We start from the raw sequence: 15162 nt of genomic DNA, 5'->3' as shown, positions 1-15162 counted from the left end.
ACCGGGGCGACCCGCCGCGTAAGGCACCCCGCCCGGCCCTGGACGCGGCCCTGGGCTGCGGCTACCAACCCAGGCCGTATGCGCCGGCCGGCCGGGCCGACTCGCCGGCGCCCGACAGGAAGGATCCGCCCGTGGACTCGCGCCGTCTCCTCTCGCGTCGCCTTGCGCTCGGCGCCGGTGGCCTGCTGCTCCTCAGCGCCTGCCAGCAGCCCCGCGTCCTGACCGAGGACGGCACGATCGACCTCTTGACCCTCCTGCGCGACAAGCCGGAGCATAGCCGCTTCGCCAATGCCCTCGTGCTCAGCGGCCAGACCAGCCGCCTGAACCGGCAGGCCGGCGCGGTGACGCTCTTCGTGCCGACGAACGAGTCCCTGAACGCGCTGCCGGCCGATCTCCGCGCGTTGCTCGACAGCCCGCCCTCGAACCCAACGCCGGAACAGCGCGCCCGCGCCGCCGCGCTGGTCAACGCCAACGCCGCCTTCGGCCTGCTGCGCTTCGCCGACCTGCCGCCGCGGCAGGGCCGCGTGGTGACCTGGGACCGCGGCCGCATCCAGGTGACGCCCACCGGCGCACGCACGGCGACCGTGGTGCGCGAGGGCGCGCCCGCGGGCCGCAGCGTGACCATCACGCGCGGCGACGTGCTCGCCAGCGACGGCGTCTATCACGTCACCTCGGCGCCGATCCTGCCCGGCACCTGAGGCGTCCGGCGCCGGCCAGGGCCGGCGCCGACCTCACCCGGCGCGTTGCAGCACGCGCCAGATCCGCTCTGGCGTCAGCGGCATGTCGATGTGGCCGACGCCGAGCGCATCGCAGGCCGCGCTGACGATCGCCGGCGGCGCGCCGCAGGCCCCGCCCTCCCCCGCGCCCTTCACGCCGAGCTCGTTCACCGGCGTCGGCACGACGTTGAAGTCCACCGTCAGCTCCGGCAGGTCCGCCGCGCGCGGCATGGCGTAGTCCATGAAGGTGGCGCTGAGCAGCTGGCCGCTCTCCGGGTCGTAGCGCGCCTCCTCCAGCACCGCCTGGCCGAAGCCCTGCGCGATGCCGCCATGCGACTGGCCGTGGACGAGCATCGGGTTGATCACGTTGCCGACATCATCCACGGCCGTGTAGCGCACCACCTCCAGCGCGCCGGTGTCCGGGTCGATCTCGACCTCGGCGACATGGCAGCCATTGGGGAAGTTGCACTCGGTGTCGCGCTTGTAGAGGACCTTCTCGTCAAGACCCGGCGCCTCGCCCTCCGGCAGGCGGGCAGGGTCGTTCGCCGCGGCTATGACCTGCGGCCAGGCGACCGACAGGTCGGTGCCGGCGATGCGGAAGCGCCCGCCCTCGAGCTCGACATCGGCCACCGCCGCTTCCAGCAGATGCGCGGCGATGCGCTTCGCCTTCGCGACCACCGCGTCGGAGGCGCGCAGCGTCGCGACGCCGCCCATCTGGGAGGACCGCGACCCGCCGGTGCCGCCGCCGGTCTCGATCACGAGGCTGTCGCCCTGCACGAGTTCCACCGCGTCGAAGGGAATGCCGAGCCGGCTGTGCACGATCTGCGCGAAGGCGGTCTCGTGGCCCTGGCCATGGCTGAAGGTGCCGACCGAAAGCCGTGCGCGCCCATCCGCTTGCATGGCGAGCCGCGCCCATTCCTGCGGGGCGCCGCCCGACGCTTCCACGAAGTAGCCGAGGCCGATGCCGCGAAGCTTCCCGCGCGCGGCAGACTGCGCGCGCCGTGCCGCGAAGCCGTCCCAGTCGGCCAGCTTCAGCGCCATGGCCTGCGTGCCGCCGAAGTCGCCGCTGTCCAGAACATTGCCGACGCAGTTGGTGTAGGGGATCTGGTCGGGCCGGACGTAGTTGCGCCGCCGGATCTCGTCCTTGCCCACGCCGAAATGCGCCGCGCCGAGGTCGAGCAGGCGCTCGATCGTATAGGCGATCTCCGGCCGCCCCGCGCCGCGATAGGCATCGGTCGGCACGGTGTTGGTGAAGACGCAGCCGACCCGCATGTCCACGGCCTGCAGGTCATAGACGGTGCCGGCCACGCGCGCGCCGGCGACGGTCGGGATGCGCGGGCCGAAATCGGAGAGATAGGCGCCGACGGCGGCCAGCGTCCGCACCCGAAGACCGAGCGCCTTGCCGTTCGCGTCGAAGGCCATCTCCCCCCGCGTGACGTGATCGCGGCCATGCGGGTCGGCGACCATCGTCTCGCTGCGGCCCGAGCGCCACTTCACCGGGCGGCCGAGCCTGCGGGCGGCCCAGAGCACCATCCCGGATTCCACGAAGCACTTGCTGCGCAGCCCGAACCCGCCGCCAGTGTCGGGCGAGACCACGCGCAGCTTCTCGGGCGGCACCTTGAGGATGTCGCGCGCCATCGGATCGCGCACGCGGAACACGCCCTGCGTCGGGCTGGTCAGCTCGTAGCGCTGCTCCGCCGCGTTCCAGGCGCCGATCGCGACGCGCGGCTCCATCGGGTTGCCGACGACGCGGTTCTGCACGAGCTCGATGCGGGCGACATGGGCTGCCTTGGCGAAGGCGGCGTCCGTCATCTCCTCGCGCCCGTTCGACCATTCGACACAGAGATTCGAGCCACGCTCCGGCCAGATCACCGGCGTGGCGGGGTCGAGCGCGCTGCCGGTCGAGGTGGCGGCGGGCAGCATCTCATACTCGACCTCGACGAGCTCCAGCGCATCCTCGGCCTGGCTGCGCGTCTCGGCGACGATGGCGACGACGGGGTCGCCGACGTAGCGCACGGCATCCGTCTGCAGGATGCGCCGCGGCGGGCCGTAGAGCTTCGGCGTGCCGGCGCGCGCGGGCACCTCGATCTGCACGGGGAAGAGCCCGATGCCGTCGGCATCCGCGTCATGCCCGGTCAGCACCAGCAGCACGCCCGGCGCGGCGCGCGCCGGCTCCACGTTCAGCGCCACGATGCGGGCATGCGCGTGGGGCGAGCGGAGGATGGCGAGATGCGCCTGCCCCGGCATGTCGATGTCGTCGGTGTAGCGGCCGCTGCCGGTGAGGAAGCGCACGTCCTCCTTCCGCCGGACGGGCTGGCCGATGCCGAACTGGTCGCCGTGGTATCCCATGCCCCTACCCCGCCACCTTCGCCGCTTCCCGCCCCGCGATGCGCCCGAGCGCGACCGCCGTCAGCAGACCATTCCCGGAGAGATATCCCGACGCCTCCGGCCCGCTCACCCCGCAGGCCGCACCGCCGGCCGCGAAGAGATTCGGCACGACCCAGCCATCCGCAAGCCGCACCCGCGCCCGGCCGTCGATCGCGAGCCCGCCCTGGCTGTGGAACAGCGCGCCGGTCACGCGCACCGCGCAGAATGGCGCCGTCAGCGGGGCGCCGCGCGACCAGTCACGCCCGAAGGTGTCGCGCGTGCCCGCGCGCTTCTGGCGCTCGACGGCATCGAAGCTGGCGCGCAGGCGGTCGGCCGGCAGCTTCGTCCTGGCAGCCAGCTCCTCGATCGTCGGCGCGGTGATCACCGCCCCTTGCGCCTCGGCCTGCCGGAAATCCTCGAACTGTCGCGTGATCCCGGCGATGCGCGCGTCGAAGATGTCCCAGGCCACGCCCTCGCGCTGGCGCAGCACGGCGACGCCGGCTTCCGAATAGCCGCTGCTCTCGTTCCAGAAGCGGTCGCCGTCCAGGTTCACCTGGAAGCCGCCTTCCATGATCACGGCCCAGGAGACCAGGATGCCCTGCGGATGCGCGACGGAGCCGTGGCCCTGATGGCCCGTCATGTCGCGCAGCGTCGCGCCGAGCTGCTCGCCCCACAGCACGGCTTCGCCCTCGTTGCCGGGATGGCCGAAATAGAGCGCATCGGCGAGGTCGGGGATGTATTTCCGCACCAGCGCCTTGTTGCCGCCATAGCCGCAGCAGGCGAGCACCACGGCGCGCGCGCCGATGCGCTCCGCGCTGCCGTCCGGGCGTTCCGCGACGAGGCCGCGGATCGCGCCGGAGGGATCGCGGACCAGCGTCGTGACATGCGCTTCGGTCAGGATCGGGATCTCGGCCTGTTCCGCGGCCTGGCGCAGCCGGTCCACCAGCTCGGCGCCGCTGCGGCTCGGCAGGCCGTGCATGCGGCGGTTGCTGTGGCCCGGATAGTCGAAGTCGTGCACGACGCTGAAGGGCAGCGCATGGGCGTCGGCGAGCCATTCGATCGCCGGCGCGACGTTGCGCGAGACGAGCGCCACGAGCGCCGGATCGGCCTGGCCATGCGCCTTGCGCTGGATGTCGACGGCGAAGGTGGCGGCGTCGTCCGCGATGCCGCGCTCGCGCTGGAAGCGCGTGCCGGCGGCCGGGATCAGCCCGGCCGAGAGGCTGGTCGAGCCGCGCGGAACCGGGTCGCGCTCGATCACCAGCGGCTCGATGCCCTCCGCACGGCAGGACAGCGCGGCGATCAGGCCGGCGGCGCCGGCGCCGATGATCGCGACCGGGACCTCCGTCTCGAAGGCCGGATCGGCTTCGGTGACGACGCGCGCTTCGGTCATCCGAGCTTCGCGAGCTCCGCCGCGACGGTGCTGATCTCCGCCACCGGTCGCAGTGCGGCGATCGCCGTGTCGTGCAGCTCCTGCGTGAAGGCGCCGCAGCCATCCTCAAGCACCGTCACCTGGAACTCCCGCACATGCGCCCCGCGCACGGTTGAGGAGACGCCACCATTGGTGACGATGCCGGCGACGAGCAGCTTGCGGATTCCGACCTTGCGCAGGATCCATTCGAGGCGCGTGGCGTAGAAGGCGTCATAGCCGACCTTCTCGACCGGCAGGTCGGAGGGCGCCAGCTCCGCGACCACCTGGTGGCCCCAGCTGCCCATCACGAAGTCACCCTTCTTCAGGAAGGGGCGCAGCTTCCGAAGGTGCGGATCGATGAAGGGCTCGCCGTTGCGGCCGGTGAACAGCGTGAAGTGGGTAGAGGCGATCCAGCCCCCCTTCGCCCGCATCGCATCCGCCAGAGGCTCGAGACGCGCCGGCAGCGCGGCGATGGAAGCCGCGGTCTGCCCCGCGCGGCCATACGCCCCGTCAGGATGGATGAAGTCGTTCTGCAGGTCGCAGAGCAGCAGCGCTGTCTGGGAGATCGGGATCTCGTCGGCGGACATGGGCGTCACTCGCGCTCGATGATCAGGTTGCCGAAGCGGTCCACGCGGGCGGTGAGGTCGGGATCCACCACCACCGTCGCGTCCGGCTGCTCGAGGATGGCGGGGCCATGCACCAGCGCGCCGACCGGCAGGTCGAGCCGCGACCACACCGTCGCGGCATGCCACGCGCCGTCGAACCAGACCTGCCGCGCGCCGCGCGCCGCGCCGTCCAGCGTCGCATCCGCTGGCGGCGCGAGTGCAGCGAGATCGAAGTCCGGGCGGATGCCGATCGCCGCCGTGCGCAGCGTCACGATGCGCACCGGCAGGCCGGGCAGCAGCCGCGAGAAGGCCTGCTGGTAGGCGGCCTCGAAGGCGCCGCGGATGATCGCCTCCGACACGCCCGTCGTGTCGCCGATGACATGCACGGGCAGCGGCACGCCGACCGTGTGCGTCTGGCCGGCGTAATGCATGTCGAGCTCGAAGCGGATCTCGAGCCGCGCGACAGGCAGGCCGGCTGCCTCTACGACGGCGCGCGCGGCGGCGGCTTCCTCCACCATGCGGCGGTCGAGCGCGGCGGCGTCCAGCCCCTCAAGCGCGAGATTCAGCGTGCGCACCTGGTCGTGGCGCACATCGGCGATGACGCAGCCGAGCGCGGAGGTCACGCCCGGGAAGCGCGGCACCAGCGCAGCCTTGAGGCCCACTTCCTTGATCAGCGCGCCGACATGCAGCGCACCGCCGCCGCCGGGGGGAAGCGCGACGAAGCTCTGCGGATCATGGCCGCGCTCGATCGAAACCAGCCGGATCGCGCCGGCCATGCGCGCATTCGCAACGCGCACGATCGCCTCGGCAGCCGTCATGGCGTCGAGACCGAGCGGCGTACCGACATGTTCCGCAATCGCGGCCTTGGCGCCCTCGACGTCGAGGCGCGTGAGTGCGCCGCCGATCGGCCGGTCGGCGTTGATCCGGCCGAGTACGACATTGGCGTCGGTCAGCGTCGGGCGCGTGTTGCCCTGGCCATAGCAGACCGGTCCCGGCCGGCTGCCGGCGCTCTCGGGTCCCACCTGAAGCAGGCCACCGCGATCGACATGGGCGATCGATCCGCCGCCGGCGCCGATCGTCGTGATCTCGATCATCGGGCTGCGGATGACGAGGCCGAAGTCGATCGTTGCCTGCGCCGCGAGCTCCATCCGCCCGCCGGTGACGAGCGAGACGTCGAAGGAGGTGCCGCCGAGGTCGCAGGTGATCGCATTCTCGAATCCGGCCGCGCGGGCGATGGCGGCCGCCGCGATCACGCCTGCGGCGGGGCCGGACAGCGCCGTGCGCGCCGGGATGCCGCGCGCCGTCGCGGTGGACATGATGCCGCCATTCGACTGCACGATGTGGAAGCGGCCATCGAAGCCGGCGCCGTCCAGCGCGCCTTCGAGCTTGCCGAGATAGCTGGCGACGACGGGCTGCAGATAGGCGTTGAGCGCGGTGGTCGAGGCGCGCTCGAACTCGCGGATCTCCGGCAGGATCTCCGACGACACGCTGACATGCGGGTTGGGCCAGATCGCGCGGACCGCCGCAGCCGCCGCGCGCTCGTTCTCCGGATTGGCGTAGCTGTTGATGAAGACGATCGCACAGGCCTCGGCGCCCCGCGCCAGCAAAGCGCGCGCCGCATCCTGCACGGCGGCGAGGTCCACCTTCGTGTGGACCGTGCCGTTGGCCAGCGTGCGTTCCGGTACCTCGACCCGCATGTCGCGCTCGGCAACCGGGGAAAACTCGCCCCAGAGGCCCCAGGTCCGCGGACGGTCGCGCCGGCGCATCTCCAGCACGTCGCGGAAGCCTTGCGTGGTGATCACGCCGAGCCGCGCGCCCTTGCGCTCGAGCAGCGCGTTCGTGCCGACCGTTGTGCCGTGCACGATCGCCTCGAAGCCGGCGGGGCCGCCGAGGGCACGCAGGCCGTTCATGAAGCCCACCGCCTCGTCGCCGCGGTTGGACGGCACCTTGGCGGTGCGGAAGGCGTTGCTGCCGGGGTCGAACAGGAACAGGTCGGTGAAGGTGCCGCCGACATCGACGCCGACGATCGGCTTGCCGCTCATGCCCGGTATCCGTAGTCGCGCGCCGCGGCGTCGGGGGTGACGAAGCCGAGGCGGATGTCGCGCACCACCGCCTCGCGCGGGCGCTGCGCCGGATCGCCCCAGCCGCCGCCGCCGGGAGATTCGAGGCGCACGCGCTGCCCAGCCTGGATCTTCACGCCGACCACCTTGCTGGCCATGGGCGGCCTCTCCCAGCCCTCCGGCGTCTGCCAGGCGAAGCGTGTCAGCGCTCCGTCATGGCCGCCGGTGACGCCGAAGGGCGCATAGCGGCCGCGCTCGCCAAGCAGCGCGATCTCCGTCGTGCCGGGCGACAGCGCCTCGATCTCGTAGATCGCGCCGACGCCGCCGCGATGCAGGCCGGCGCCGCCGGAATCGGGCCGCAGCGCCCATTGGGTGAACATCACCGGATAGGCGGCCTCCAGGATCTCGGCCGGCGGGATCGTCGCGGTGGAGATCGGGTTGTTGGCGTGGTGCAGCCCATCCGTCTCCGGATTGCCGCCGAAGCCGCCGCCGAAGAAGGAGAACATCACCCAGCGCGTGCCGTCCGCGCGCTGGCCCGACAGCGAGAGCGCGTTGATGGTGCCGAAGGGTGCGGCCGTCGCACGTTCCGGCACCGCCTTGCCGAGCGCGCCGAAGATGACGCCGATCAGGCGCAGGATGGTCTCGGTGTAGCCGGCGACCGGCCGCGGCGGTCCGGCTCCGAGCAGCGTGCTGTCGGGGATCACGAACTCGATCGGCCGCAGCACGCCGGCATTGGCGGGAACGTCGGGAAAGGCATGCTTCAGCGCGACGTAGCAGGCGGCGACGCTGGTCGCGCGGCTGATGTTGATCGGGCCGAGGCAGGCCGGGCTGCTGCGCGAGAAGTCGAGCAGCATCCGCCCGTCGCGCAGCGTCATGTCGAGCGCGATGGTCAGCTTCTCGTCGGTGACGCCGTCATTGTCGAGGTAGTCCTCGAAGCTGTAGCTGCCCTCCGGCAGCGTGCGGATCTCGGCTTCCATCAACGCCGCCGCGCGATCCGCGAGGGCCGTGAAGGCGGCCTGCAGCTTCGCCTCTCCATGCTCCTCGATCAGCTGGATCAGCCGGCGCTCGCCAAGATCGAGGGCGTTAAGCTGGCCGTTCAGGTCGCCCCAGTTGGATTGCGGCACGCGGGTGTTGGCGGCGAGGATGTCCAGCACGTCCTGCTGCATCACACCTGCGCGGATCAGCTTCACGGGCGGGATGCGCACGCCTTCCTGGTGGCTCTCGGTCGCGCGCGGATTGTAGCCGCCCGGCACGTTGCCGCCGATGTCGAGCCAATGCCCGACGCTCGCCACCCAGCAGAACAGCTGGCCGTTGCGGAAGATCGGGCGTACCAGGCGGAAGTCGTTGAGATGCGTCCCGCCTTCATAGGGATCGTTGAAGATGAAGGTGTCGCCGGGGTCGAGCGGCGTGCCGTTCTGCACGCGCCGGATCACCGCCTGCACGGCGAAGGACATGGCGCCAACGAAGATCGGCAGGCCCTTCGTGCCCTGCACGAGCGTCGCACCGGTCTCCGCGTGGTAGAGACCGTGGCAGGCGTCGCGCGCCTCCGCGATGATCGGGTTGAAGGCGCTGCGGTAGAGCGTCGCGTCCATCTCGTCCGCGATCTGCTCCAGCCGGCCCTTGAGGACGGCCAGCGTGACGGGATCCAAACTCATCGCGCCATCAGCTCCGTCAGCGCGGCGGCTTCCTGGTGCGGGCCGAGCGCGAGCACCGCCTCCTCGATCGCCTGCGCGCGCGCCGCGCCATAGACCGGGTCGGCCAGTTCCCGGAACTTCGCGCGGACCTCGGCCTCGGTGTAGGGGTCCTCGGTGTCGCCGCGGTTCGTCGTGACCTCGGCCGCGTGGACAGTCCCGTCCTGCATGGTGATGCGCAGGCGCGCCGGACGCAGGCCAGGCAGCTGCGCCGTCAGCGCCGGGTCCTCGTTGACCATCACGCGCTGCGCCAGCGCCTGCACCGCCGGATTCTCGCGCGCCGGGCCACGGAAGGCCGGCACGGTCGCGGCGCCATGCACGATCGTGGTCGCCAGAGCGAAGGGGATGCTGAACTTGGCCGCCAGCATGTTCGGCGCGAGCGGGCTGTCGAGCTGCGCCGCCCAGACATAGGTATCCACCTCGATGGAGCGCACCTGGTCGGGCTGCAGCGCGCCGGTCCGCGCCAGGATCAGGCCGAGCGCATCGAGCGCGCCATGGGTGTATCGGCAGGCCGCGTGGCGCTTGAAGTAGTTGCGCGCGATCTCCCAGCGCGAGCCGAGCTCGCGCGTCATCTCTTCCGGCCGGAACTCGGTTGCGCTGACATGGCCGAAGACGGTGCCGACGCCGTCGCGTTCGCCCTCGAAGCCGGCGCGCACGAGGTCCCACACGGTCAGGCCGAGCATGTTGGACACGCCGGCATAGGTGTTCCGAACCGTGCCGCCCTCGAGCATCGTCTTGCGGGACGTCGCGAGGCCGAGCGAGGCCGCCATGTTCACGACGCCGCGGAACTCATCCGCCGTCGCGCCATGCAGCTTGGCGATCCCGATCGCCGCCCCCAGCGTGCCCCAGGTGCCATGCGGATGCATCGCGACATTCAGCTTGCTCGCGATGCCGACGCGGCTGCCGAACTCGTAGCCGAGGGCGAGCGCCGCCAGCAGCGCCGCGCCGTCGCCGCGCGGCGCGGCGAGCAGCGCCGGCACGACATGGATGGCGGGATGGCCACGTGCATATTGGTTGCCCTCGTCCAGCTCCAGCATGGTGCCCGCGGTGCCGTTCAGGAACGCAGCCGTCCCCGGCCGCGCCGCGAGCGGCAGGCCGATCACCGGCGCCTCCCCCGCGCCTTCCCGCGCCACCATTCGCGCCGCCAGCGCCTGCACCTCGGCTTCCTGCGCGCCGGCGGCGATGGCGCCGATGCTGTCGAGCAGCGCGAGTCGCGTCCGCTGCGCCACCTCGGCGGGCAGGTCGGCGAAGCGCAGCCGGGCGGCGAAGCCGCACCATTCCTCGAGCCAGGCCGGCGGTGGCGCCGCCATCAGCACCGAGGCCGGCTCCACGCCCTTGGTCACGATGGCCATGCAACGCTCCTCAAAGGCCGAGATAGGCGCGCTTCAACTCGGGATCCTCGCGCACCTGCGCGGCGGGGCCCGAGAGGGCGAAGCTGCCATGCTCCAGCACATAGGCGCGGTCGGCGATCTCGAGCGACTGCGCGACATTCTGCTCGACCAGCATGATCGCCAAGCCCTCGCCATGCAGGCGCCGGATCAGCGCGAACATCTCCTCCACCAGCAGCGGCGAGAGGCCTAGTGAGGGCTCGTCCAGGATCAGCAGCCGCGGCTCCGCCATCATGCCCCGTCCGATGGCGAGCATCTGCTGCTCGCCGCCCGAGAGCGTGCCGGCGGCCTGGCCGACGCGCTCGCGCAGCCGCGGGAAGGTCTCGAAGACGCGGTCCAGGTTGCGCGCGCGGTTCGCCTTGGCGCGGCGGTAGGAGCCGAGTTCCAGGTTCTCCCGCACCGACAGGTTCGGAAAGATCTTGCGCCCTTCGGGCACCTGGATCAGGCCCAGGCCCATGATCTCCGCCGGCGAACGGCCCGTGATGGGCGTCCCGTCGAACACGATCTCGCCCGCACGCGGCTTCACCAGGCCGCTGATCGCCATGTTGAGCGTCGTCTTGCCGGCGCCGTTGGAGCCGAGCACGGCGACGATCTCGCCCGCCTTCACCTCGAGCGAGACGCCCTCCAGCACCCGCGTCAGGCCGTAGCCGGCCTGGAGATCCCGCACCTCAAGCATGCTGGCCCGCCAGCCTGGTTGCCGCGCCATGGCCGAGATAGGCCTCGACCACGGCCGGGTCGCGCACGACCTGGGCGGGGGTGCCGCCGGCGATGATGCGGCCCTGCGCGAGCACATGCACCGCCTCGCAGAGGTTCATGACCGCCTGCATCACATGCTCAATCATGAAGACGGTGATGCCGCCGTCGCGGATCGCGCGGATCACCGGGACGATGTCGCGCACTTCGGACGGGTTGAGGCCGGCCAGCACCTCGTCGAGCAGCAGCAGCTTCGGGCCGGTCGCGAGCGCCTTGGCGAGTTCCACGCGCTTGCGTCCCGCCACCGTGAGCGCCGCGGCGGGCTTGTCGAGATCGCGCGAAAGGCCGACGCGTTCCGCCACCTGCTCCGCGACCGCGATCGCCTCCGCGCGCCGCCGGTGGCGGAGGAAGGCGCCGACCGCGATATTCTCGCGCACGCTGAGCCCCGCGAAAGGCTGCACGATCTGGAAGGTGCGTGCGATGCCGTCGCGGGCGAGCAGGTGCGGCGGGCGGCCGGTGATCTCCTCGCCGCGCCAGAGGACGTTGCCGCTCGTCGGCTTCTCGAAGCCGGAGACGATGGCGAAGAGCGTGGTCTTACCGGCGCCGTTCGGGCCGATCAGGCCGGTGATGCTGCCTTCCGCCACGGTGAAGCTGGCATCGGAGACGGCGAGAAGGCCACCGAAGCGCTTCGAGACCGAGTGGACGGAGAGGAAGGCGGGATCGGGCTTGATCATCGCCGCCCCCGCCACATCCGGATCAGCCCCGGGATCTCACGCGGCGGAAAGCGCACGACGACGATCAGCAGGATGCCGAAGATGACCAGGTCCACGCCGGGGATGCGGCCCACAAGCGACTTGGTGAACTCCGACAGGCCATGCAGGATGATGCCGCCGAGCACGGGTCCGAAGACCGTCCCCGCACCACCGATGATCGGCGCCAGCAGCGCCTCCACGCTGATCCAGGTGCCATAGGCGATGTTGGCGTCGAGGTAGAGGAAGTACTGCGCGTAGAGCGCACCGGCCGCGCCGGTGATGGCGGCGGACAGCGCGATGGCGGAGAGCTTCACCTGCAGCGCATCCACGCCGAGCGCCCGCGCCGCGCTCTCGTTCTCCCGTACGGCGACGAGTTGTGCGCCGAGGCGCGAGCGCTCCAGCGCGCGGGTCACGACCAGCGCCGCGACGACAAGCGCCAGGGCAATCCAGTAGAAGGTGGCGCGGGAGGCGAACTGGAAATTCTCCGGCCGCACGTCGAGGCGGATGAGGATGCCCGCGGCCCCGCCCGTCATCTCCGATGCGTTGGCCAGCACCCGGAAGACCTCGGCGAAGGCCAGGGTGACAAGCGCGAAGTAGCTGCCGCGCAGGCCGGAGCGGAAGGACAGAGCGCCGATGATCCAGCCGACGACAGCGGCCGCCGCGATCCCGAAGCCGAAGCCGAGATAGGGGTTCACCCCGTAACGGACCTGCAGGATGGCGGTGGCATAGGCGGCGGTGCCGAAGAAGGCGGCGTGGCCGAAGCTGTACTGCCCGCCATAGCCGCCGAGGATGTTCCAGCCCTGGGCGGCGAGGCAGATGATCAGGGTGAAGACGGCGAAGTTCAGCCAGGTGTTCGCGGTGACGAAGACCGGCAGCAGCGCCGCCACCGCCGCGAACACCAGGATGGGCACCAGGTCGCGCGTGCTCACGCCTTGGCCCCGAACAGGCCCGTCGGGCGGAACAGCAGGACCAGGATGAAGATCAGGAAGATGCCGATCTGGCCCAGGCTGTCACCGAAATAGAGACCCGACAGGCTCTCCACCACGCCGATGAACAGCCCGCCCAGCAGTGCGCCCGGCACGCTCCCCATGCCGCCCAGCACCACGATGGTAAAGGCAACAAGGACGAAAGCGTTGCCGACGCGCGGGCTGACATAGAAGAAGGGCAGCAGCAGGCAGGCCGCGACGGCGAGGCATGCGGCACCGATGCCGAAGGTGACGGCATAGACGTGGTTGACGTTGATGCCGACCAGGGCGGCCCCAGTACGTTCCTTCGCCACGGCCCGGATCGCGCGGCCGGTGTCGGTCATCGTCAGCAGCACGAACAGCACCAACGCAACGACGAACGCAACGCCGAAGCCGACGACCCGCGGGAAGCCCAGCAGCATCGGCCCGAGTTCCACCACCTCCATCGCGTAGGGCACCTGCACCGACAGCGTGTCGGAGCGGAAGATCGCCAGCATCATGTTCTCGATGACGATCGAGAGGCCGAGGGTGACGAGCAGGATGTTCGAATCCTCGCCCCGGCTCGCCGGCCCGATCACGTAGCGCTGCACGCCGTAGCCGAGCAGGTAGAAGAGCGGCACCAGCGGCAGGATGGCGACGTAGGGGTCGAGGCCGAAGACCTTCCAGGCGACGAAGGCGGCGTACATCGCCAGCGTCAGCAGCGCGCCATGGGCGAAGTTGATGATGTGGAGCACGCCGTAGACCAGCGTCAGCCCCAGCGCCACCAGGCCGTAGATGGCCCCGGTGAGGAGGCCGTTCAGCACGGCCTCCCCGATGATCTCAGGCGGATAGGATCGCAAAGACGGTCAGATCGAGGGCCAGGGGAAGACGGGGCGCGCGTCGGCGAAGTCGGTCGGGAAGATCACCTTGATGTCGTTGTCGATCACCTGGGTGTTCACCGCCTGCGCCGACTGGTTCTGGCCGTTGACGAAACGCGTCGGGCCATACGGCATGATGTGGCGCGTGAAGCGGCCGTCGGTGGCGGCCAGCGCCTCGATCACGGCGTTGCGGTCCGCACGGCCCGCGCGCTCCAGCGCGTCGGCCACGAGCATCACCGCCGAGTAGTTCAGCGGCGTGTTGTAGAGCCAGAAGCGGTTGGTCGCCTCCACCTGGCGGCGGAGTTCCGCGGTGCGCGGCTTACGCGGATCGGCCCAGTGGTTGACGTCCATCACCAGGTTGGCGGCCTGCGGGAATTCGCGGACGAAGCGGAAGTTCGACGCCGCGCCGTTCAGCACGCAGTAGATGCCCTTCGGGCGGATGCGGCGCTGCTGCAGCGTCTGCGACAGCAGCACGAACTCGGCGTAGTAGGAGCTCGGGATGATCAGGTCCGGGTTCAGGGCGCGGATGCGCAGCGCGATGTTCGACATGTCGCGCGCCGGCGTCGGATGGCTGATCGTCTCCAGGATCTCGAAGCCGCGCTGCGGCAGTTGCTGCTGCATCAGCCGCGCCATGCCGGAGCCGAACAGGCCGTCCTCGTGCACCACGACGACGGTGCGGGCCGGGCGGCCGGCGGCGTTGTTCAGCGTGACGAGGTTGTCGAGCGCGGCCCCCGTCACCGCGCCGAAGCCCGGCCCGAAGCGGAAGGTGTTGCGCAGCCCCCGCGTGACGATCGCGTCGGAGACGCCGACATCCACCACATAGGGCAGGTCGTAGCGCGACGCCGCCTGCGACGCTGCCAGCGCGATCGGGCTCGCGAAGCCGCCGACGATCGCGACCACGCCCTCGCTGTTCATGCGCTCGACCTCGGCCGTGCCGCCTTCCGGCGTGGAGCGCGCATCGCCGAACACCATCTGGATCTGCGCGCCACCCAGCGCCCGGATGCCGCCCGTCGCGTTGATCTCCTGGATCGCGAGCTCGGCGCCCAGGCGACCGTACTCGCCGTCCTGCGCCAGGGCGCCGGTGACCGGCTGGAGGATGCCGAGGCGGATGGCTGCCGGCTGCGCGCCGCCGATGCGCGGCGCGGCGAGCGTCGCGGCGGCGCCGAGCAGGACGGCCCGGCGCGAAGCGGTGAAGGCGGTCGGCATCCTCGTGTTCTCCCTGCTTGCCGGGCAGCGGCGTCTCCGCGGCGCGCCCCTGCGGTCTTCTGCGCCGGGCTGCGCCGGGAGGCAAGATGTTGTCCGGACGACTGCCGCGCGGCGGGCTCGACCGTCACGCCGACGTGCGCAACGGCCGAGGGCGGCGCGTTGACGGGCGCGCCGAGCCCCCCTAACCCGGGCAATCGAAGCCGAAGCCGGGGAGGGACAAGGCATGCGATCCTTCGAGGGACAGTTCTCCGACAATCGTCCGATCCGGCGCTCGCCGCAGGAGAAGAAGCGGCTGCTCGCCGAGCTGAAGGAGACGCTGGCGAACCTCAAGCCGCAGTCGTCGCCCTCGCTGCGGACGACGCTGGTGGCCCGCATCCGCGAGCTCGAGGCGGATATCGCCAGCAGCCCGCCGCCGCGCGAGCCGGCGCCGCCGCGCACGCCGCGCCGCTGAGCC

The 15162-nt window shown here is 71.2% G+C and carries 13 protein-coding genes; 2 read left to right on the top strand and 11 right to left on the bottom strand.

Going from position 1 to position 15162, the window contains the following annotated elements:
• Positions 1–131 precede the first annotated feature (131 nt).
• Positions 132–698: a fasciclin domain-containing protein gene (locus L2I40_RS01630; protein ID WP_237213110.1), complete on the top strand. Its 567-nt coding sequence runs from the start codon at positions 132–134 to the stop codon at positions 696–698.
• 33 nt (positions 699–731) lie between these two features.
• On the opposite strand, the gene L2I40_RS01625 is transcribed toward L2I40_RS01630, so the two are convergent.
• The 11 genes from L2I40_RS01625 to L2I40_RS01575 are packed head-to-tail and all read right to left on the bottom strand — an operon-like array spanning position 732 to position 14708.
• Positions 732–3065, bottom strand: a complete 2334-nt coding sequence (locus tag L2I40_RS01625; RefSeq protein ID WP_237213109.1) for a xanthine dehydrogenase family protein molybdopterin-binding subunit — start codon at positions 3063–3065, stop codon at positions 732–734.
• A gap of 4 nt (positions 3066–3069) precedes the next feature.
• The gene (locus tag L2I40_RS01620; protein ID WP_237213108.1) at positions 3070–4473 is read right to left on the bottom strand and encodes an FAD-dependent oxidoreductase; all 1404 of its coding nucleotides are present in this window, start codon (positions 4471–4473) and stop codon (positions 3070–3072) included.
• The gene (locus L2I40_RS01615; RefSeq protein WP_237213107.1) at positions 4470–5078 is read right to left on the bottom strand and encodes a cysteine hydrolase; all 609 of its coding nucleotides are present in this window, start codon (positions 5076–5078) and stop codon (positions 4470–4472) included. Before L2I40_RS01615 ends, L2I40_RS01620 begins: the two co-directional genes overlap by 4 nt.
• A 5-nt stretch (positions 5079–5083) precedes the next feature.
• Positions 5084–7138 carry a hydantoinase/oxoprolinase family protein gene (locus L2I40_RS01610; protein WP_237213106.1) on the bottom strand — a complete coding sequence of 685 codons (2055 nt, stop codon included), beginning with the start codon at positions 7136–7138 and terminating at the stop codon, positions 5084–5086.
• Positions 7135–8811 carry a hydantoinase B/oxoprolinase family protein gene (locus L2I40_RS01605; RefSeq protein ID WP_237213105.1) on the bottom strand — a complete coding sequence of 559 codons (1677 nt, stop codon included), beginning with the start codon at positions 8809–8811 and terminating at the stop codon, positions 7135–7137. Before L2I40_RS01605 ends, L2I40_RS01610 begins: the two co-directional genes overlap by 4 nt.
• On the bottom strand, positions 8808–10199 hold the full coding sequence (locus tag L2I40_RS01600) for an MmgE/PrpD family protein (protein ID WP_237213104.1): 1392 nt from the start codon (positions 10197–10199) through the stop codon (positions 8808–8810). Before L2I40_RS01600 ends, L2I40_RS01605 begins: the two co-directional genes overlap by 4 nt.
• Before the next feature lie 10 nt (positions 10200–10209).
• On the bottom strand, positions 10210–10911 hold the full coding sequence (locus tag L2I40_RS01595) for an ABC transporter ATP-binding protein (RefSeq protein ID WP_237213103.1): 702 nt from the start codon (positions 10909–10911) through the stop codon (positions 10210–10212).
• On the bottom strand, positions 10904–11662 hold the full coding sequence (locus L2I40_RS01590; protein WP_237213102.1) for an ABC transporter ATP-binding protein: 759 nt from the start codon (positions 11660–11662) through the stop codon (positions 10904–10906). The genes L2I40_RS01595 and L2I40_RS01590 overlap by 8 nt, the downstream gene beginning before the upstream one ends.
• Positions 11659–12609, bottom strand: coding sequence for a branched-chain amino acid ABC transporter permease (locus tag L2I40_RS01585; protein ID WP_237213101.1), 951 nt, complete (start codon positions 12607–12609; stop codon positions 11659–11661). The genes L2I40_RS01590 and L2I40_RS01585 overlap by 4 nt, the downstream gene beginning before the upstream one ends.
• Positions 12606–13448: a branched-chain amino acid ABC transporter permease gene (locus tag L2I40_RS01580; protein WP_237213100.1), complete on the bottom strand. Its 843-nt coding sequence runs from the start codon at positions 13446–13448 to the stop codon at positions 12606–12608. Before L2I40_RS01580 ends, L2I40_RS01585 begins: the two co-directional genes overlap by 4 nt.
• A gap of 42 nt (positions 13449–13490) precedes the next feature.
• Entirely contained in the window at positions 13491–14708 is a 1218-nt protein-coding gene (locus tag L2I40_RS01575) for an ABC transporter substrate-binding protein (RefSeq protein WP_237213099.1), read from the bottom strand.
• Between the two features lie 223 nt (positions 14709–14931).
• Between L2I40_RS01575 and L2I40_RS01570 the strand changes: the two genes are divergently transcribed.
• On the top strand, positions 14932–15159 hold the full coding sequence (locus L2I40_RS01570) for a hypothetical protein (protein ID WP_237213098.1): 228 nt from the start codon (positions 14932–14934) through the stop codon (positions 15157–15159).
• Positions 15160–15162: the final 3 nt, after the last annotated feature.

Source organism: Falsiroseomonas oryziterrae (assembly GCF_021864505.1).
Lineage (GTDB): Bacteria > Pseudomonadota > Alphaproteobacteria > Acetobacterales > Acetobacteraceae > Falsiroseomonas > Falsiroseomonas oryziterrae.
Note: the sequence above shows the minus strand (reverse complement) of the source record. Positions and strands in the feature narration are given on the sequence as shown.